Raw genomic sequence first — 17,916 nt, 5'->3', positions numbered from 1 at the left:
GATTGTTTCTTTTCTGGTTGGATCCCTTCACATTCAGCTCCTAACTCCTATATTCCATCCGACTATGGAATCTCCATATACTTATGCACCTGCAATGAAATGCGCCATTGCGGATTTTTTTTTACATACTCAATGATCATGGGCAACATTTGTTTTTCCTTTGACCATTCCGGTTGCAGATAAAGATAACAAGTTGAATTTACTTTGGCCGCATATTCTTCTGCCCATTCAAAATCACTTTTATGAAAGATTACCACTTTTAGTTCATGAGCTTGAGCAGGAACGGAAGGATGAGGATGTAAAAACTTCTTCGGAGAAAAACATATCCAGTCCCAATTACCTGTTAGCTCATAGGCACCAGAAGTTTCAATATGTGTTCGTACTCCAGCTTGATGCAATTCATTAGTGAGTGATTCCAAATCGTGCATCGATGGCTCACCTCCCGTCACCACGGCTATCTTGCTTTTGCTTTCTTTCGCCCATGAAGCAATGTTGTTGGTTTCGAAACTTGGATAAGCACCTTCCTCCCAACTATCTTTTACATCGCACCAAACGCACCGAACTTTACATCCTGCCAAACGAATGAAATAGGCAGCCGAACCCTGATGAAAGCCTTCTCCCTGAATGGTGTAGAAATGTTCCATCACAGGCAACGTGAGAGGTGAGATGTGAGATGTGAGATGTGAGATTTGCTGCTTCACCCAATGATTATTCTATGTTGTTTCCTTACCTCGCTAAATCGTAATTCAAACATCTTAATTCTAAAATTAAATCAAGGATTCAAGTTCTCTGCAGCCTTCAGTGTATTCATCAACAACGAAGCAATTGTCATGGGACCCACACCACCAGGTACTGGCGTAATGTACGAAGCCTTTGCAGCCACTTCTTTAAACTCAACATCGCCCTTCAAGGAATAACCACTTTTATACTGCGGGCCTTCCACACGGGTAGTGCCCACGTCAATCACCACGGCACCGTGTTTCACCATATCGGCTGTAACCAAGCCGGGCTTGCCCACTGCGACTACTAAAATATCTGCTTGCTTTGTCCACGAGGCTAAGTCTTTCGTAAACTTATGGCAGATCGTAACCGTTGCTCGGCCCTGCTCCACTAGCATCATACTCAACGGAGCACCTACCAGCCTACTCGCCCCCACAATCACACAATTTTTTCCTTCGGTTTCGATGTTGTATCTGCGCAATAATTCCATTACCCCAAAAGGCGTGGCGGGCATCAACAATGGATTTTTAGAAATGATGCTACCAAAATTATGGTTGGTAAACCCATCTACGTCTTTGTCTGATCTAATTTTTTCTGTAATTCGTTCAACCGAAATATGAACCGGCAATGGCAATTGCACAATAAATCCGTCCACGTCTTCGTCATCGTTCACATGGTCGATGTGTTTCATCAACTTCTCCTCGCTGATGGTATCGGCAAAGCGCATCATCGTATAATGAAAGCCCACTTCTTTGCATGCTTTCACTTTGTGATCTACGTAGGTCTGACTAGCTCCATCATCGCCCACTAAAATAATGGCGAGGTGCGGAATCTTCTTACCTAAGCTTTTACGCTCGGCAACTTTGACAGAAATTTCTGCCTTGATATCGGCAGCTACTTTTTTGCCGTCAATTAATGTATACGTTGTATCTACCACAGCACTCATTTCTTTTTGTATTTTACCAAAGGCTCAGCGGCTATTGATTCACCTGATTTCAGTTTGTACTTTTTTAGTTTTGATTGACTGCTCCTTTCTGCCTGCCTCATCATTATTCTTTCCGCCTTTTCAGCAAGTGCTTTTTGCTCACGAATTACTTTCCTGATTCTTTTAAGAAAATCTTCGTGTTTCTTTTTCTCAAGCTCCAAATCATACGAACGTTCATACTCTTCCCACGCTTTCTTTTCCTTTTCTAGCTTTTCATCTTCCTTCTTTGTCGAAGCTTCAAAACGTTTCCACCTTGCCCTTAAAAAATCGAGCATCTCCTTGGTGCTTTTAAAGTGTCTCTTTTTTTCCATTTTATTTGGGATTTCGGTTCATATAGTCTTGGAAGTTGCTATTTAAACGCGACTGAAATGCGATGTATTCATCAAAAGCAATCTTCAAAGAATCGACTTTGTTGTGAAGAAATTCAACTCTATTCTCAAGTTTAGCTACTCTTTTAGTCGTGAGCACCTCTTTGCTTTTCATCTCATCAAACTTATCTTGCAGCCCGACAACTTGGATTGTCAATTCCGCAAGCTCCTCATCGTAATTTCGCTCCATACGATAACATTTTCAAATTTTCAAATTACTCAATCTTCAACACGGCCATAAACGCCTCTTGTGGAATCTCCACGTTGCCTACCTGCCGCATGCGCTTCTTTCCTTTCTTCTGTTTCTCCAACAACTTCCTCTTCCGCGAAATATCACCACCATAACATTTGGCCAACACGTTTTTGCGAATGGCGCTCACCGTCTCGCGCGCAATAATTTTTTGCCCGATACTGGCCTGAATGGCAATCTCAAACATCTGGCGTGGAATCAATTCCTTCAATTTTTCGCACAGCTTCCTTCCCCATTCATACGATTTGGCGCGGTGCACAATCGCTGAAAGTGCATCCACTTTATCACCATTCAACATTACATCCAGTTTCACCATGTCGCTTTCGCGGAAACCAATCAATTGATAATCCAACGAAGCATAGCCACGTGAAATGGATTTCAGTTTGTCGAAAAAGTCAAATACAATTTCCGACAGCGGCATTTCAAAGGAAAGCTCTACCCGGTCAGAAGTTAAGTACACTTGGTTTTTGATAATCCCGCGCTTGTCCATGCATAACCCGATGATCGCGCCAATAAATTCTGACTTGCTGATGATCTGCGCAGCAATGAACGGTTCTTCAATATAATCCATGGTGGTGGGGTCGGGCATTTCAGAGGGCGCGTTGATTTCAATCATTTTTCCATTCGTCAACCTTGCCTTGAACTGCACAGTAGGCACGGTTGTTATCACTGTCATATTAAACTCGCGCTCCAATCTTTCTTGGATGATTTCCATGTGCAGCATTCCTAAAAATCCGCAGCGGAAACCAAAACCCAAGGCAGCAGACGTTTCTGGTTCCCATACCAATGAGGCATCGTTGAGTTGCAACTTTTCCATCGAGGCACGCAGCTCTTCAAACTCAATCGTGTCCACGGGATAAATACCCGCAAACACCATCGGCTTTACTTCTTCAAAACCCTGTAGTGCTTCGCCTGGGTTGGAGACCAATGTAATCGTATCACCTACCTTCACTTCCTTCGCCACTTTTATTCCTGAAATCAAGTAGCCCACATTGCCCGCACTCAATTCTTGGCGAGGATGTTTATCCAATTTCAATACACCAATTTCATCCGCGCCATATTCTTTGCCCGCGTTCACAAAACGAAGCTGATCGTTTTTGCGCATGGTACCGTTGAAGATGCGGTAGTACACTTCAATGCCCCGAAACGAGTTGAACACCAAATCAAAAATCATCGCTTGCAACGGAGCCTTCGGGTCGCCTTTGGGGGCTGGCACACGCTTCACCACGGCCGCCAAAATTTCTTCAATGCCTTTGCCCTCTTTGGCACTTGCCTTCAACACCACCGAAGGGTCGCAGCCAATCAAATCCACAATTTGGTCAGTCACAATCTCAGGCATGGCCGCGGGCAAATCGATTTTATTTAAGATGGGTATAATCTCTAAGTTATGCTCAAGCGCCAAATACAAATTTGAAATCGTCTGCGCCTGAATGCCTTGCGCGGCATCTACAATCAACAGCGCGCCTTCGCACGCGGCAATCGACCGCGACACCTCGTATGAAAAGTCAACGTGGCCGGGTGTATCGATCAGGTTGAGGGTGTATTCAACGCCTTCAAAATTATACATCATCTGAATGGCGTGCGCCTTGATGGTGATACCTTTTTCACGCTCCAAGTCCATATTATCAAGTACTTGCGCCTGCATTTGGCGGTTGTTCAGCGTGCCCGTAAACTCCAACAGCCTATCGGCCAATGTACTTTTACCATGGTCAATGTGTGCGATGATGCAAAAATTGCGGATGTTCTCCATGCCCGTCATTCTATCTTACAGTTTTAAAAGGCAAATATAGTGATTAGACCCTAGCGATGGGAAACGCTTTTTGGCAAGATTTGGGATTTTTGATGGGTGACTTGTGATTCTAGATTTACATGCTTGCACCTAGTTTGGTAGCGTAGCCCAAATCAAAAATCACCACTCAAAACTCACAAATTCCTGCCCAGCGACTAGCAGGGACAAATCATTTTCGGTTTTGGTAAGTCTTTTGGCGGCTTCCCTTGCGTTCCGCTTGAGGGCGGAGCGCAAGGGCCGGGCTTTTCGCTTCAATCTTTTGCCACCCAAGCCAGTCCCCTAGCAGGCAAAAGGATTTCCGCTGCAATCCCTAGCCGATCATACAGGAAAGAGTAATGGATTAAAGTGACTTCAGACCAAACAAATCATTTCGCTATGCTTGCATCCAAGTTGTTTGCGGACTATTTTCACTATTATTACTAAAGGAAAAAATCAAGCTAAATCAATAATGACGAGTAACTCGAAACATTTTATAGGTATTCTAATTTGTAACCTGCTTTTTGTGCTTGCTCCTTCCTTGGCGTTCACACAAATAGAATATACGCCTTTAAAAATCGAGATAAAAACCCTCAACCAATACACGCTTAAATTTCATAAGAGTTACTACCACAATCTTTTTGAACAATATCCAAAAGTCAAGGTAGATTCTATTGAGCAACAGTTTTTTAAAGTAGGAATCGCTCTGAGTAATGATTCTCATGATACACTGATGGTATGGATGATGAGTTGCTCTTGGACTGATGATTTTGTAACAAACAACAAATACATCAAGTTCGATGTTTGGCCATGTGATAAGAATCACCCGACTGCATTTGTCATTCCACCAAACGGGAAAAAAGAATTTGAAGGCCTTCTTGTAAAGTCTGTAAAATTCGATCTCGCATGTTCTGACTGCACCTATAAAAGTGTTTTATTGGAAACGAAGGTTGGTATTATCAACAACCCTACAAAACCAAGTGGTTTGTTAAAAATAGGTTCAAAGGATCAAACAAAGCGAAACATCACATGGAGTAACCCTTTGAAGTTTCAAATCAGTGTAATGAAGAATTAATAGAAATACTTGGCTATCGATGCGACAATTCAATTAATGAAAACTCTTCTCCCCCGCCCGCACGGCCACCTTCAAAACATTTTCTTTTGGTGGAAACGGGCAGGAGAATTTATCGGAGTAGGCGCAATATGGATTGTAGGCCTTGTTGAAATCTAACGTAACAGTAGTGGCGCCCGGTACTTTTTTTAAGTCGAGGTAGCGGCCGGCACCGTAGGTTTCGTTGGCGCTGGTGGCATCGGCAAAAGCCAAAAACAAGGTGCCACGGTAAGGGCCAACATCTAAAATTTCCAAAATCAACAATTTATTTTTTTCTCCGTCAAGCGAGAATTCGGCATACGCATATTCTTTGTATTGTTTTTCTTCGCCATCGCTGGTGGGCAGAAGAACTATCTTTTTGTTTTCAACAGGCACTAAGTTGGCATTGACTCGGTATTTCATATCGGGTTCAAAATAGTTGAGCTTGGCGTAAGGAATGGAATCGCTCACAAAAGGCGAGCCGGCATCGCTTTTCATAAACAACTCTTTTTCTTCGCGCTCTTTCGAAATGCCTTGGGCATACACCTCTGGCGATTCGCCCCCTTTCATCGAATAGTAAACGATTGTGGACAGCAACGCAAATGCAGCAATGATGATAATAGTTTTTGGTTTCATAATAATCTACTTTACTCGTCATTGGTGACGTGGTGCTAAACAACTCCCTCATCTGTAAAACTATAATACTTATTGCCCGCAATAATCAAATGATCGAGCAACTGCACTTCTAAAAATTTTCCAGCTTCCTTAAGTTTTTTTGTCAGGTCAATATCGCTTTGACTGGGTTGTAGATTTCCAGACGGGTGATTGTGTGCCACCACCACACCACTCGCCAACTCTTCCAGCGCCATTTTGAAAATAATTTTCGGATCGGCAACTGTGCCTGAGACTCCGCCTTCGCTTATACGCTTCTTTTTAATAACTCGATGAGCGCGGTTCACCAGCAGCACCCAAAATTCTTCGTGTGGTAAATCGATTAAATCTCCGCTCAACAAATGGTAGGCATCTTTGGAAGAAGCAATCTTCGGCTTCTCGTCTATATCTACTTCTTTGCGCCTCCGGCCCAGCTCAAGTGCGGCCACAATGGTAATAGCTTTGGCTTCGCCTATGCCCTTTACTTTCATCAACTCTTTTACAGAAAGTTTGGCAAGGTCGTTCAGGTTATTGCCTCCGTGTTGCAAAATTTTTTTGGAGACTTCCACCGCGCTGGCATTGGCCGTACCCGAGCCAATGAGGATCGCAATCAACTCAGCATCCGAAAGTGCTGACGTGCCTTTCATCAAAAGCTTTTCGCGCGGCCTATCTTCGGGCGACCAATCTTTGATGTTGAGGGGTTTGGATTCTTGTATTTTCACAGTCTGCAATTTAGTGTTTTGATGAAGAAAAGTTATCAGATTTTTGAAACCGCAGAGGACGCGGAGGATCGCAGAGACTACGGTTTTGGGCAATCAACCTCCTCCTCGATTCTTTGCGTTCTTTGCGGTTTAACAGCAAGCCACCAAAATAATTTAATGAAACGGATTGTCGGGAAGCAGAACTCTGCTTTTCAATGGCTATTTTTGCACTTCTCAAAATCTACTGCATCAATCATATGGAAACAAAACAAGTACCCCTCAATCATGTGCATGAAAAACTAGGCGCTAAAATGGTACCCTTTGCGGGGTTTAACATGCCAGTGCGCTATTCATCCGACATTGAAGAGCACATGGCGGTGCGCAATGGAGTGGGTGTGTTTGATGTGAGCCACATGGGCGAGTTTACATTGAAGGGACCGAACGCATTGGATCTGATTCAGCGCGTAACAAGCAACGATGCCAGTAAGTTGACAGATGGCCAGGTGCAATACTCGTGCTTGCCCAACGAAACGGGCGGGATTGTGGATGACATAACGGTTTATAAAATCAAAGACAACGATTATTTGTTGGTGGTGAATGCCAGCAATATCGAAAAGGATTGGAATTGGATTGCGAAGTTCAATACAAAAGGTGTGGAGATGAAAAATATTTCGGATGATACTTGCCTTTTTGCCGTGCAAGGCCCGAAAGCGGAAAGTGTATTGCAAAAGTTAACATCGATCAATCTATCTGCTGTTGGGTATTATCATTTTATCGTTGGCGAATTTGCTGGTGAACGTGATGTAATGCTGGCTAAGATGGGCTACACCGGTGCAGGAGGTTTTGAAATTTATGTGAACAAGGCATCGGCCGAAAAAGTGTGGAACGCCATTTTTGAGGCGGGCAAAGATGAGAACATCAAACCGATCGGCTTGGGTGCGCGTGATACCCTTCGATTAGAAATGGGTTTCTGTTTGTATGGAAATGATATTGACGACACGACTTCACCTTTGGAAGCTGGCTTGGGCTGGGTAACCAAGTTCACGAAAGAGTTTACCAATTCGGTCAACTTGCAAAAACAAAAGGAGACTGGTGTGACCAAAAAATTGGTTGGGTTTAAAATGATTGACAAGGGCATTCCGCGCCACGACTATCAACTGAAAGATGCCGCAGGAAATGTGATTGGCAAAGTAACATCTGGCACGCAATCGCCCATGTTAGGAATTGGCATTGGGTTAGGATATGTAACAACTGCTAATACAAAAGTGGGGACAGAGATATTTGTGGATGTGAGGGGACGTTCTTTAAAAGCATTAGTATCAAAATTACCCTTGATCTAACTATCAATTTGAAGATTTGAAAATTAGCCAATTTGAAAATGGACTTCTTACAAGCTGTGTGCTTCAATTTTCAAATTTTCAAATCAACTCATTTTCAAATTAGCCTATGAAAACAATTGACGTTTGCCTAAGTCCCGAACTGATGCACCTTTACAATGTGAAGGATAGAACAGTAGTGGTAGTCGATATTCTTCGTGCTACTTCTTGCATGGTTACTGCATTGGCGAATGGTGCCGAAAGCATTATGCCTTTTGCCGATCTGGACGAATGCAGGAAAATGAAAACCCGCGGATTTGTTACCTCGGGCGAACGCGAAGGAAAAAAAGTGGAAGGATTCGACAAAGGCAATTCTCCTTTTGAATACATGGGTGATGAAGTGCGCGGGTTGAAAATCGCATTTACCACCACCAACGGCACGCAAGCAATTGAGAAATCGAAGGACGCGAAGCAAGTAATTATTGGTTCGTTTTTAAATCTTACGGCTGTTGTGAAAAATCTATTATTAGGAGAAAACAGTGTATTGATTGTTTGCGCGGGCTGGAAAGGACGGGTAAATTTAGAAGACACGCTATTTGCAGGCGCAGTAGTTGAAAAACTAAAAGATTACCTCGGGCCCGATTGCGATGCGCCATTGGCTGCGCGCCATTTGTATAACCTAGCAAAAGATAACATGTCAGGGTTTTTAGGTGAGTCATCGCATATAAAGCGGTTGAACCGCCTGAATATTCACGAAGATTTTGAGTTTTGCCTAACTGTTGATAAATACAATGTTTTGCCGCGGCTGAAGAATGGCGTAATCACGATTTAGCTTTTTATTTCTGATCGATACCCAACAAAGCCATCGCACCATTCTTAAAGGCTCGACCAAACGGAAGGACTTTATTTCCCACCTCAACACCTTCTGCCGAAATGGACTTGATCACTTTGGATGAAACCAAAAACGAGCGGTGAATTCTTACAAAAAGATATTTGCTAAGTTTTTCCTCCAATTGACTAATGTTTTCTTTCACCATCAATATTGAATTGAGTTGGTGAATTTTTACATAGTCATCCAAACTCTCGACATACAAAATATCGCTGACCAGTATCTTATTCATTTTCCGATCGGCCTTCACATAAATGAATTCGTTTGCCAACGAAACCGGACTTGATTGCGATTGTCGAGAATTAAAAAACTTGTTTACCGCTTTTAACAATCGTTCAAATGCAATGGGCTTCAATAAATAATCGATCGCATCGATGGTAAACGCTTCGGGGGCAAAATCGCGATGGGCAGTAGTGATGATCACCGCAGGTGGCCTACGCAGTGTGTCCATCAATTGCAAGCCTGTCATCTCCGGCATTTGAATATCGAGGAACAGCAAATCAATTGCATGTTTTTGTAAATAATTATTGGCCTCAATAGCGTGGCTGCATTCGGCCACTAACTCCAACCCCTCTATTTTTGATGTATGCGAATAAATCAACTTGCGAGCAAAGGGTTCATCATCAATAATTAAATACTTGAACTTCATGTTACGGCTTAATGATTAAAACTACACCAAATTCATTCGAATGACTACTATCAATTTCCAAAGAGTGCTTTTGTGGGAAAAGTATTTCCAATTGGCTTTTGATATTGGCGAGACCAATGCCCTCGCCCATCGCAATCCTCTTCCAACTATTCCGAATTTCAACTCTTAACACATCTGAATTACTAACCGTAATCTTTATCCAAGAATTATCGGCTGTAGGCATTGCACCATGCTTAAAAGAATTTTCCACCAGCGTAATCAACATCATAGGTGGAATGGTGACCGACTCCAAATTACCATTGGTCGTTAACTCGACCACCAATCGATTTCCATAGCGCAATTTCTCCAGCTCAATATAATTTGTCAATTGCATCACTTCTCGCGAAAGCAAAACGAATTGCGATTTGCCCTCGTGCAAAACATAATCCAGCATTTCGCTTAACGCTAAAATCGCTTTGGGTGTTTGATCCGATTTTTCGATACTTAAATAATAGAGGTTGTTTAACGTGTTGAAGAGAAAGTGTGGATTCAGTTGAACCTTTAGAAACTTCAACTCTGCTTCTATTTTGTCGCGCATCAGATGATTGTAATCGTCTTTTGATTTTTGCCAATGCGAAAGCATCTTTAAGGCTACCCCAAGAAAAACAATCATCAACAAAGAGGTAAGCAAAAAAGTAAGATTAATCGACCCCGGGCTCATGGCCTTTATGTTCAACTCGGCCACTACAATAAATGTCAGCACCACAATCCACATTTCAAAAAACAATGCACCCACCAAGGTATAAACAAAATAAAGAGCGAACGATGCATACCTGCTGCGCAACAAATAAGTAGGCACCAAGAAATAATTTAAGAGATAAGTAGCTGAAATAGTAACGGGCATCAACAATCCGACAAAAAGAACTGTATGCCAAAATTGATTTGAACCTTGCGCAAAAAGCAATGAATAGAACACCAATACAAAAACCCAAAAAGCCATGCGAACGACCCAACGATTTTTAGAATTGATTGAATGCAACAAACTAATGGGAGCTGCCATTTCGCATAGATATTCAAAATCAGAAACAATTTAAAGAAACAACTCCATTCTTCACTGGTTCTGTCCTTTTCGACAATTTACGAAGGGGATTCGCCATAAAGTATCGTCAATGGTATGTTTCCAACCTTCTTTAATGGGTTGGTCGACAATAAACTTTTTCAAATAGAAATCAAGTTATACTTGCTTCCATAAAAACAAAAACTAAACTTTAAACTTATGTTACAGTTACACACAGAAGGAGGCGACATGTTCATGTATGTGATCGATTTGGCAGCTATTATCAACCTCGCGTTGATCGGCTATTTAATCTTTTCACACACCACCAAACAGACCATGAACGAAAAAGCGTTGCAAGCATTAAAGCATGTTGGTGGGTTTGCTGTTGCTTGGGGAGCATTTTCTACGTTAATAGGATTGTTTGAAGCGTTTCGTTGGTTGGAGAATGCAAAAGAAATGGTTTCATACAACATTTTTTTGGAGGAATGAGAGTTGCTGTGATTTCAACCCTCTACGGACTTATTGTCTATTTATACACAGCGACATAAGTAATGCAGTATAATTATTAAATTGTTATCTTTGTTTTCAACAAACTAAAAATGAAGACAAATGAAACGGTTATTTATTAAAGACGACAAGAACATGCACATAGCCATCCAACAGGAGATACACAGATCGGATGATTCCAAGTACGATCATAGGCTACACGGTTTATTGTTGGTTCTTAACGGCTATGATTGTTATACCGTGGGAGAATTGTTTGGTCAATCCCCTACTACTATTCAGAGATGGGTAAAAAGTTTTAACAGCAAAGGGTTTTCTGGTTTGGCAGAAGGAGGAAAGTCAGGTCGGCCTGGTAGTCTAAGCGAGAAGCAATGGCAACAATTAGGTGATGACTTACGCAAAAGCCCTGTCGATTTTTCTTATGGACAGAATTTTTGGGATGGTAAGTTGATGTCCGCCCACCTTAAAAAAAAGTATAAGGTTGAACTGGGCGTCCGTCAATGCCAACGGATATTTAATTCGATGGGATTTCGACTACGAAAGCCGCGCCCACTAATTGCAAATGGAGACCCAAAAGCCAAAAAGGCTTTTAAAAAAACTCCTTTTGATGGCAATAAACAAAAATAACGATTTGCGTTTTGAGGATGAATGTCATTTTCAGCAGCATGGTTCAAGGTGCAAAATGTGGTTTCCGCCCGAAGATAAAGACCCCGTTTTGCTTCATGCCCCCACACGGAAAACCATATCACTTTTCGGGGTGGTAAGTGCAAGTACTGGACAGATGACAACAATGCTAACCAAAGTGTTCAACGCAATGACCTTTTTGGCGTTCTTAAAAAAAGTCCTCAAGACAAGAAAACGCGGGAAGAAATTGATCGTGGTTCTGGACAACGCAAGATATCACCATGCTATTTTGTTGAAGTCGTGGCTATCGGAAAACCAGGATAAAATCGGCCTAATGTTTTTGCCACCATACAGTCCCGATCTAAACAATATTGAGCGGGTTTGGAAGATAACACGCAGGAAATGTACCCACAATAAATATTTCTCCACACTGGGCGAAGTAGAGTTAATTATAAAAAAACAAATGAAAGAGTGGGGAAAGCCAAATGAAACAATACATAAATTATGCTGCATTATTTAAGTCGCTATGTATAATTAGTCTGGTATCCTATATTGCTTTATCTATCATTAAGAAAAACTAGACTCAAATCGGAAAAAGCCAGTTATGCAAGAAGAAATTAGAATGAACCTAAACCAAGTCAATTTCTTCTTGCTTTCGGTCTTATTGATTATACTGCTATTCACTTTTTTTTGGGTTCGCACCGCCAAACTGAATATCCTCAAGTCAGACATTTCGATAAAAAGTGCGGTAAGAAATTTGTTGATTGCATTGGCATGTTTTGCGTTATTTTTTTCTTTCTTTTTTGTTTTTGCATACATAGAAAAGAATGAAAAACCGTTGTTAATCGATTTACTATCACTACTGATCACTTCAAGCATCACCTTAACGGGTATTATTTTCTCGCTAATAGCGACCTACCGAAAGATTTAGAAACTTCTTAAAATTGGAAACTATTTTAGTTTAAGATTATTGTGATGCCGCTCTTTATCCCGCTGCGTCTTCTTCTCCAAGTTTTTCCTAAATGCCTCCGTTAAATCCACTCCGGTTTGGTTGGCCAAACAAATCAGCACCCAAAGCACATCGGCCATTTCATCGCCAAGGTCTTTGCCTTTGTCGGATTCCTTTTCAGATTGCTCTCCGTACCTTCTCGCAATGATGCGCGCCACCTCCCCTACTTCTTCGGTGAGCATGGCCATGTTGGTAAGTTCATTAAAGTAGCGAACACCATGGGTTTTTATCCATTGGTCTACTTGGGTTTGGGTATCTTGTAAAGTCATTAGATAGTTTTAAGTAGTTGCACTAAACCCGCTGTACAAAATAGCAAAAATTTAGTTTAGGATTAAAATGAAGTTAAGTTATTGGCTGATAAACATAGTGCGCTTGTCACATAACTACTTTTAAATAATATACAAACGAAAATTATCTTAAAGCATGCAAAGCCTAAAAACATTCAGGAACATCTTTTTGCCAACTTCCTATTATAAGACCGCGTTCCGACTGACTTCTACAGAAGACTTAAGGAAAAATGGACATGCTCTATTGGAATTACCAAATTTTTCGATCGCTGAATTCGTGATCAGGTTCAAAATTTATTTTCCCGCTCTAACTGCCCCAACACCCACACCCCACAATAATCTTGAAAATGCAGGCACATCTTTTTCGAGTATTTCTTTTGCCCGCGCCTGCAAGTTAGTCCATTGTTTTGTCAATTCTTCATTCCGGTCTCTACTGGGTTTAGTTATACGAGGAATATCGCTTTCGACATGGTTGATAAGGAATAGATAATTGGCCGTAAACTTGTTTTCGAAGTTGTCCACATCGTCATAGGCTTTTGCTTTGCGCTGTACCATTTCTTCATCCCACACTTTCATTTTTTGAATCAGGTCGTTGCCTGTTTTCTTCAGTGCCGCATACTTGTCTCCTTCCAACTCCTTCAGCACATCGCTCAATTGATTTTGTGTTTTATAAATGCTGTTCACTTTGCGGTGCATATCGTTGAGCGTTTCCTCCATCGAACTCATAAAATTGTGGTAGTCGGCATACTCTTGCGCGGTGAGGTTGTACAATGGGTTCGGCAAGATTTTGCATTCGGTATTGCTTTGGTTTTTGCCATAGCTCAAAGTAACAGAATAAGTGCCGGGCGAAGCCTTATGCCCACGGAAACTGCTTTCAATATACACTTCCGGTGCGCCCGTCATGGTGGCGTAGCGCATATCCCACACAAAACGGTTCAGTCCTTTTTCTTTGGTCAGCTTTGGCTCAGGCGAGGGGCCACCATCATACAAGTGAAAAGAGGGGTCTGCTTTTGAGCTTACCGTTCGCACAAGCTTTCCCGCTGCATCTTTGATCTCAAGTGTAACGTGAACGGAGTCTGGCAACTTAGGCAACTGATAATATAGCACTACTCCATTGGCCGGATTTACTCCTGAGAACTCATCCGTGCCTGCATAGGTTGCCGAAGTTCGGTTCAACCCACTACCCCAATTGCCAATCACGGCATCTTCGGGTAGATAGACTTTAAAACTTTCGTCAGTTGTTCCATTATGTTGACGGATCAAACCCAAGTCATCCAAAATCCAAAAAGCGCGCCCCATCGTTCCTACAACCAAATCACCTCTGTGAATTTTTAAATCAGTGATGGGTGTAATCGGCAAATTCAATTGCAGTGGCTGCCACGTATTGCCACCATTCCAACTTACATACATACCCAATTCGGTTCCGGCAAAAAGCAATCCTTTTCGTACTTCGTCTTCGCGCACCACGCGGGTGTAAGCGCCCTGTGGAATGCCTTTGCTGATGTTGACCCATGTCTTCCCATAGTCGGTTGTTTTGTAAAGGCCGGGTGTGAAATCGTTGAATTTATAGCGTGTAGTAGCGATGTAGACCGTGGCCGGATCGTGCGGAGAAACGTCAATGGAGTTGATGAGACATTCTGCCAGACCTTTCGGGGTTACATTGCTCCAGGTTTTTCCTCCATCGCGTGTCAGTTGCACCAAGCCATCATCACTGCCCGTCCAGATGACTCCTTTTTCCGCGGGCGATTCCAACACATAGCTAAGCGTTCCATAATTTTCTGCACCAACTGCCTCCACCGTGTAAGGGCCACCACCTTTGCCTTGCTTGTCTTTTTCGTTGCGTGTCAAATCAGGTGAAGCTTCTTCCCAACTCATGCCGTTATCGCGCGTTCGCAAGAGTACTTGAGCACCATGGTAAAACGTATTTGGCTCGTGCTTCGACCAAATGATGGGCGCATTCCAATTGAAACGGTACTTCATGTCTTTGCTAGCGCGGCCCAAGTATTGAATAGGCGCGGCCATCACTCCCGTTCCAGCATGGGCATGTGGTTGCAATGCTTCAATAGTGCCCAAATAGCTTCCTCCTAAAACCAATTTCGGGTCATCTGGGTTAAATGCCAAAAACGCACTCTCGCCACCAGCCGAGTAATCCCAATTGCGCTCGCCTATCCCCCATTTGCCCAACGCCAAACTTTCAATACGAACAGATGTATTGTCTTGTTGCCCCCCATAAATCCTATAAGGAAAACTGTTGTCAACGTTCACCCGATAAATTTGTGCCGTTGGCATGTTGTTGGTGATGAGGGAAAAAGTTTTTCCACCGTTGAAAGAAATGCTGGTGCCGCCATCATCCGATACGGCAATATTCTTAGAGTTGTGCGGATTGATCCACACATCGTGGTAATCGCCATGCTGTGTATAAATGTGATCCCATGTTTTGCCTCCATCAATCGAACGCAAGGCTGAAGCACTCATGACATAAACAGTATTCTCATCTTGTGTATCAGGAAATACTTCAATGTAATACCATGCGCGTTGCACCAGTTCATGATTGCTGCTGACTTTGTTCCAACTTTTGCCAGCATCGTTAGATACAAACAAGCCGCCTTGTTCTTTTTCGGTGTCACTTTCAATGACCGCATAAACTTTTTCAGGATTGGCGCGGCTTACTGCGATGGCCATTTTACCCAATTCCTTCGGCAGGCCATTATGGATTTTCTCCCACGTATCACCACCATCCACCGATTTGTACAATCCACTGCCAGGGCCACCGCTGATCACTTTCCACGGCAAGCGTTGATGGTGCCACATGGCAGCATACAACACCTTTGGATTGCTCATGTCCATAGAAAGTTCAGCGCATCCCGTAAGGTCATTGACAAAAAGAACTTTCGTCCAGGTTACTCCGCCATTGGTTGATTTGTAAATGCCCCGATCTTGCGTGGGGCCATTGATCGCTCCTTGCGCTGCTACATACACAATATCGGAATTTCGCGGATGAATAACGATTCTCGCAATCTGCAACGTTTTTTCCAAACCCATTTTCTTCCAAGTCTTTCCCGCATCGGTAGATTTGTAAACGCCATCGCCATAAGTAGTCATCACTCCGCGCGGAGCATGCTCGCCCATACCCACATATACCACATTGGGTTCATTTTCAGAAACCGCCACAGCACCTACAGAACCTGTCTTAAAGAAACCGTCTGAAATATTTCTCCAGCTAACTCCTGCATCTTCAGTCTTCCATAAGCCACCACCCGTGGTGCCCATGTAATAAGTCAATGGATCGCCCACCACTCCGCTCGCACACACCGATCGCCCGCCACGGAAGGGACCAATGTTGCGGTATTTTACATATTTAAAGAGGCTATCAAGGTTCTGGGCGGCTGACAGACTAGCGATGAACACGAAGAGGATAACTGAAATAATTCTTTGCATAAGGAATGGGTTTGACCGACAATATAAGGGGTGCGCGACAGTTTTGCAATGTGAGGGCTGCACGGAGCACAGAAATCTTCGCCACTATACCAAATCACCACTATCTTCCTATGATTTTAGATTCGTTTGCCCTGCATGCTTGGTATAATTTAAACCCACAAATCATTTTAGATGACCTGCGAAAGCAAGTTCTAAATCGAGTGCCTTCTTTGGCCAACGGAAGTGAACTTTTGTGTTGGGATAATCAGGTCTCCAATTTTTTCAATCCATCTGATTCAAAAAACTCTTCGCCAAAACCTTTGCCAAAAAAGCAGAAGCATCATGGTGTTTGCCTTCCAGCAATGCTAAGGGTTTTTCTTTGCTATCGTCACCAAATCAAAATAGTTTCATAAAGAGCTGCGATTAAAATTAATGAAAGCAATATCCTTAATTTATTTTTGAAGTCTATCATTCATTACATTTATGTTTTGATCGTTTTCAATCAATGAAATCTGGCTATTTATTTACCATAGCAATTATTTTTGTAATGAGTTTCTCGTGTGCTCAAAAGGAAAAACGAGGAGTGGCAAATCCAACGGCCGATTCACTCTGGCAAGCTCCGGATACTTCCGCTATGCCCAATCATCAAGTGCGCTACGGTCGCAAGTTGATTGCCAATACAAGTTACTACCTAGGCCCCCAAGGAACGGTTGCTGCCATCTCGAACGGAATGAATTGCCAAAACTGCCATTTGAATGCGGGTACGAAACCGTTTGCAAACAATTTTGGGTCGGTGGCTTCGCTGTATCCAAAATTCCGGGCACGCTCTGGCGGATTGGAGAGCGTAGAAAAACGAATCAACGATTGTATTCAGCGTAGTTTAAATGGCCAGCCACTCGATTCACTTTCCGAAGAAATGCGCGCGATGGTGACGTATATTTTATGGGTGGGGAAAGATGTAGCGAAAGGAAAAAAAGCGGAGGGCTCAGGATTGAAAGACATTGCTTTTTTAAATCGATCTGCCGACACGCTAAAAGGAAAAATTATTTATGAAAAGCAGTGTCGTGTATGCCATCAAAAAAATGGAAGGGGCATGCCCTTGGGCAGCGGAAGGGGATTTGCTTTTCCTCCGTTGTGGGGAGATAAAAGTTTCAACACGGCCGCTGGACTTTTTCGTCTTTCTAATTTCGCGAAATATGTTCGCGCCAACATGCCGCAAGGTGCCACCTATTCGCAACCAATATTGACGGAAGAAGAAGCGTGGGATGTGGCCGCCTATATCATCTCTCAACCAAGGCCGCACAAAGAATTTAAAAATGATTGGCCAAAAATTGAAACCAAGCCATTCGATCACCCCTTTGGGCCTTATGCCGATACGCTGAGTGAGGTAGAGCATAAGTATGGACCCTGGAAAGAAAAGTTGGCAGGCGGAAGTAAGCAGGTTGCTCAAGCCTATTGAATTTGCCTATCGGTTTGAAGATTGCGGATAGAAATTTTTCTAACCGACACTGCATTTAAACCACAGTTCTACAGAAAAGTAAAATCCATACTCAGACATAAAAAACTGTTCACTAAATTTACCATCAATTACAAATCAGTTTGATTTCCTTAACTTAATTGCATTGGTTGAAGAATTAGAAAGCAAACTAACGGTT

19 protein-coding genes are annotated in these 17,916 nt (G+C 42.7%); 8 read left to right on the top strand and 11 right to left on the bottom strand.

Translation table 11 applies throughout. The features are described from left to right. Positions 1 to 62: 62 nt before the first annotated feature. The 5 genes from KA713_21300 to lepA form a co-directional block, all read right to left on the bottom strand. Positions 63 to 644, bottom strand: coding sequence for a 7-carboxy-7-deazaguanine synthase QueE (locus KA713_21300; protein UXE69218.1), 582 nt, complete (start codon positions 642 to 644; stop codon positions 63 to 65). 128 nt (positions 645 to 772) lie between these two features. Further along, the gene (locus tag KA713_21295; GenBank protein UXE66932.1) at positions 773 to 1,666 is read right to left on the bottom strand and encodes a bifunctional 5,10-methylenetetrahydrofolate dehydrogenase/5,10-methenyltetrahydrofolate cyclohydrolase; all 894 of its coding nucleotides are present in this window, start codon (positions 1,664 to 1,666) and stop codon (positions 773 to 775) included. Further along, positions 1,663 to 2,016, bottom strand: a complete 354-nt coding sequence (locus KA713_21290; protein UXE66931.1) for a hypothetical protein — start codon at positions 2,014 to 2,016, stop codon at positions 1,663 to 1,665. Before KA713_21290 ends, KA713_21295 begins: the two co-directional genes overlap by 4 nt. Before the next feature lies 1 nt (position 2,017). Beyond that, a complete protein-coding gene (locus tag KA713_21285) occupies positions 2,018 to 2,263 on the bottom strand; it encodes a hypothetical protein (GenBank protein UXE66930.1) in 246 nt (81 codons plus the stop codon). Between the two features lie 25 nt (positions 2,264 to 2,288). Further along, the gene (gene lepA / locus KA713_21280) at positions 2,289 to 4,073 is read right to left on the bottom strand and encodes a translation elongation factor 4 (protein ID UXE69217.1); all 1,785 of its coding nucleotides are present in this window, start codon (positions 4,071 to 4,073) and stop codon (positions 2,289 to 2,291) included. Between the two features lie 487 nt (positions 4,074 to 4,560). Here lepA and KA713_21275 point away from each other — a divergent pair, with 487 nt between their 5' ends. Next, positions 4,561 to 5,163, top strand: a complete 603-nt coding sequence (locus KA713_21275; GenBank protein ID UXE66929.1) for a hypothetical protein — start codon at positions 4,561 to 4,563, stop codon at positions 5,161 to 5,163. A gap of 33 nt (positions 5,164 to 5,196) precedes the next feature. On the opposite strand, the gene KA713_21270 is transcribed toward KA713_21275, so the two are convergent. Then, a complete protein-coding gene (locus tag KA713_21270; GenBank protein ID UXE66928.1) occupies positions 5,197 to 5,814 on the bottom strand; it encodes a DUF1684 domain-containing protein in 618 nt (205 codons plus the stop codon). A 35-nt stretch (positions 5,815 to 5,849) separates the two neighbouring features. Then, positions 5,850 to 6,545 carry a DNA repair protein RadC gene (gene radC / locus KA713_21265; GenBank protein UXE69216.1) on the bottom strand — a complete coding sequence of 232 codons (696 nt, stop codon included), beginning with the start codon at positions 6,543 to 6,545 and terminating at the stop codon, positions 5,850 to 5,852. 242 nt (positions 6,546 to 6,787) lie between these two features. Here radC and gcvT point away from each other — a divergent pair, with 242 nt between their 5' ends. Then, positions 6,788 to 7,870: a glycine cleavage system aminomethyltransferase GcvT gene (gene gcvT / locus KA713_21260; protein UXE66927.1), complete on the top strand. Its 1,083-nt coding sequence runs from the start codon at positions 6,788 to 6,790 to the stop codon at positions 7,868 to 7,870. A 106-nt stretch (positions 7,871 to 7,976) separates the two neighbouring features. Then, positions 7,977 to 8,678, top strand: coding sequence for a 2-phosphosulfolactate phosphatase (locus KA713_21255; GenBank protein ID UXE66926.1), 702 nt, complete (start codon positions 7,977 to 7,979; stop codon positions 8,676 to 8,678). A 4-nt stretch (positions 8,679 to 8,682) separates the two neighbouring features. Here the strand turns inward: KA713_21255 and KA713_21250 are convergent, their stop codons facing one another. Further along, positions 8,683 to 9,384 (bottom strand): response regulator transcription factor, encoded by a 702-nt coding sequence (locus KA713_21250; GenBank protein ID UXE66925.1) that lies wholly within the window; start codon positions 9,382 to 9,384, stop codon positions 8,683 to 8,685. Between the two features lies 1 nt (position 9,385). Then, the gene (locus tag KA713_21245; GenBank protein UXE66924.1) at positions 9,386 to 10,423 is read right to left on the bottom strand and encodes a histidine kinase; all 1,038 of its coding nucleotides are present in this window, start codon (positions 10,421 to 10,423) and stop codon (positions 9,386 to 9,388) included. A 216-nt stretch (positions 10,424 to 10,639) separates the two neighbouring features. Between KA713_21245 and KA713_21240 the strand changes: the two genes are divergently transcribed. The 4 genes from KA713_21240 (at position 10,640) to KA713_21225 (ending at position 12,479) form a co-directional block, all read left to right on the top strand. Continuing rightward, a complete protein-coding gene (locus KA713_21240; protein ID UXE66923.1) occupies positions 10,640 to 10,909 on the top strand; it encodes a hypothetical protein in 270 nt (89 codons plus the stop codon). A 120-nt stretch (positions 10,910 to 11,029) separates the two neighbouring features. Beyond that, a complete protein-coding gene (locus tag KA713_21235) occupies positions 11,030 to 11,551 on the top strand; it encodes a transposase (protein UXE66922.1) in 522 nt (173 codons plus the stop codon). Further along, positions 11,532 to 12,068 carry an IS630 family transposase gene (locus KA713_21230; GenBank protein UXE66921.1) on the top strand — a complete coding sequence of 179 codons (537 nt, stop codon included), beginning with the start codon at positions 11,532 to 11,534 and terminating at the stop codon, positions 12,066 to 12,068. The genes KA713_21235 and KA713_21230 overlap by 20 nt, the downstream gene beginning before the upstream one ends. Positions 12,069 to 12,152: 84 nt before the next feature. Next, complete coding sequence (locus KA713_21225; GenBank protein UXE66920.1) at positions 12,153 to 12,479, top strand: hypothetical protein; 327 nt, start codon at positions 12,153 to 12,155, stop codon at positions 12,477 to 12,479. Positions 12,480 to 12,499: 20 nt separating this feature from the next. Here KA713_21225 and KA713_21220 read toward each other — a convergent pair whose 3' ends face one another. Beyond that, positions 12,500 to 12,826 carry a nucleotide pyrophosphohydrolase gene (locus KA713_21220; protein ID UXE66919.1) on the bottom strand — a complete coding sequence of 109 codons (327 nt, stop codon included), beginning with the start codon at positions 12,824 to 12,826 and terminating at the stop codon, positions 12,500 to 12,502. 312 nt (positions 12,827 to 13,138) lie between these two features. Further along, on the bottom strand, positions 13,139 to 16,282 hold the full coding sequence (locus KA713_21215; protein ID UXE66918.1) for a glycosyl hydrolase: 3,144 nt from the start codon (positions 16,280 to 16,282) through the stop codon (positions 13,139 to 13,141). Between the two features lie 484 nt (positions 16,283 to 16,766). Here KA713_21215 and KA713_21210 point away from each other — a divergent pair, with 484 nt between their 5' ends. Further along, positions 16,767 to 17,720, top strand: a complete 954-nt coding sequence (locus tag KA713_21210) for a c-type cytochrome (GenBank protein UXE66917.1) — start codon at positions 16,767 to 16,769, stop codon at positions 17,718 to 17,720. The last annotated feature ends 196 nt before the right edge of the window (positions 17,721 to 17,916 follow it).

It is taken from the genome of Chryseotalea sp. WA131a (assembly GCA_025370075.1).
GTDB lineage: Bacteria > Bacteroidota > Bacteroidia > Cytophagales > Cyclobacteriaceae > ELB16-189.
The sequence above is the reverse complement of the archived record's forward strand: the minus strand, read 5'-3'. Positions and strand labels throughout refer to the sequence as shown.

Excerpts from the sequence above, each read along its gene's own strand:
- KA713_21295 (UXE66932.1), bottom strand. The coding sequence starts at position 1,666 with ATGAGTGCTGTGGTAGATACAACGTATACATTAATTGACGGCAAAAAA.
- KA713_21220 (UXE66919.1), bottom strand. The coding sequence starts at position 12,826 with ATGACTTTACAAGATACCCAAACCCAAGTAGACCAATGGATAAAAACC.
- KA713_21210 (UXE66917.1), top strand. The coding sequence starts at position 16,767 with ATGAAATCTGGCTATTTATTTACCATAGCAATTATTTTTGTAATGAGT.
- KA713_21240 (UXE66923.1), top strand. The coding sequence starts at position 10,640 with ATGTTACAGTTACACACAGAAGGAGGCGACATGTTCATGTATGTGATC.
- KA713_21230 (UXE66921.1), top strand. The coding sequence starts at position 11,532 with ATGGCAATAAACAAAAATAACGATTTGCGTTTTGAGGATGAATGTCAT.
- lepA (UXE69217.1), bottom strand. The coding sequence starts at position 4,073 with ATGGAGAACATCCGCAATTTTTGCATCATCGCACACATTGACCATGGT.
- gcvT (UXE66927.1), top strand. The coding sequence starts at position 6,788 with ATGGAAACAAAACAAGTACCCCTCAATCATGTGCATGAAAAACTAGGC.
- KA713_21250 (UXE66925.1), bottom strand. The coding sequence starts at position 9,384 with ATGAAGTTCAAGTATTTAATTATTGATGATGAACCCTTTGCTCGCAAG.
- KA713_21225 (UXE66920.1), top strand. The coding sequence starts at position 12,153 with ATGCAAGAAGAAATTAGAATGAACCTAAACCAAGTCAATTTCTTCTTG.
- KA713_21215 (UXE66918.1), bottom strand. The coding sequence starts at position 16,282 with ATGCAAAGAATTATTTCAGTTATCCTCTTCGTGTTCATCGCTAGTCTG.
- KA713_21290 (UXE66931.1), bottom strand. The coding sequence starts at position 2,016 with ATGGAAAAAAAGAGACACTTTAAAAGCACCAAGGAGATGCTCGATTTT.
- KA713_21270 (UXE66928.1), bottom strand. The coding sequence starts at position 5,814 with ATGAAACCAAAAACTATTATCATCATTGCTGCATTTGCGTTGCTGTCC.
- KA713_21235 (UXE66922.1), top strand. The coding sequence starts at position 11,030 with ATGAAACGGTTATTTATTAAAGACGACAAGAACATGCACATAGCCATC.
- KA713_21275 (UXE66929.1), top strand. The coding sequence starts at position 4,561 with ATGACGAGTAACTCGAAACATTTTATAGGTATTCTAATTTGTAACCTG.
- KA713_21245 (UXE66924.1), bottom strand. The coding sequence starts at position 10,423 with ATGGCAGCTCCCATTAGTTTGTTGCATTCAATCAATTCTAAAAATCGT.
- KA713_21255 (UXE66926.1), top strand. The coding sequence starts at position 7,977 with ATGAAAACAATTGACGTTTGCCTAAGTCCCGAACTGATGCACCTTTAC.
- KA713_21285 (UXE66930.1), bottom strand. The coding sequence starts at position 2,263 with ATGGAGCGAAATTACGATGAGGAGCTTGCGGAATTGACAATCCAAGTT.
- KA713_21300 (UXE69218.1), bottom strand. The coding sequence starts at position 644 with ATGGAACATTTCTACACCATTCAGGGAGAAGGCTTTCATCAGGGTTCG.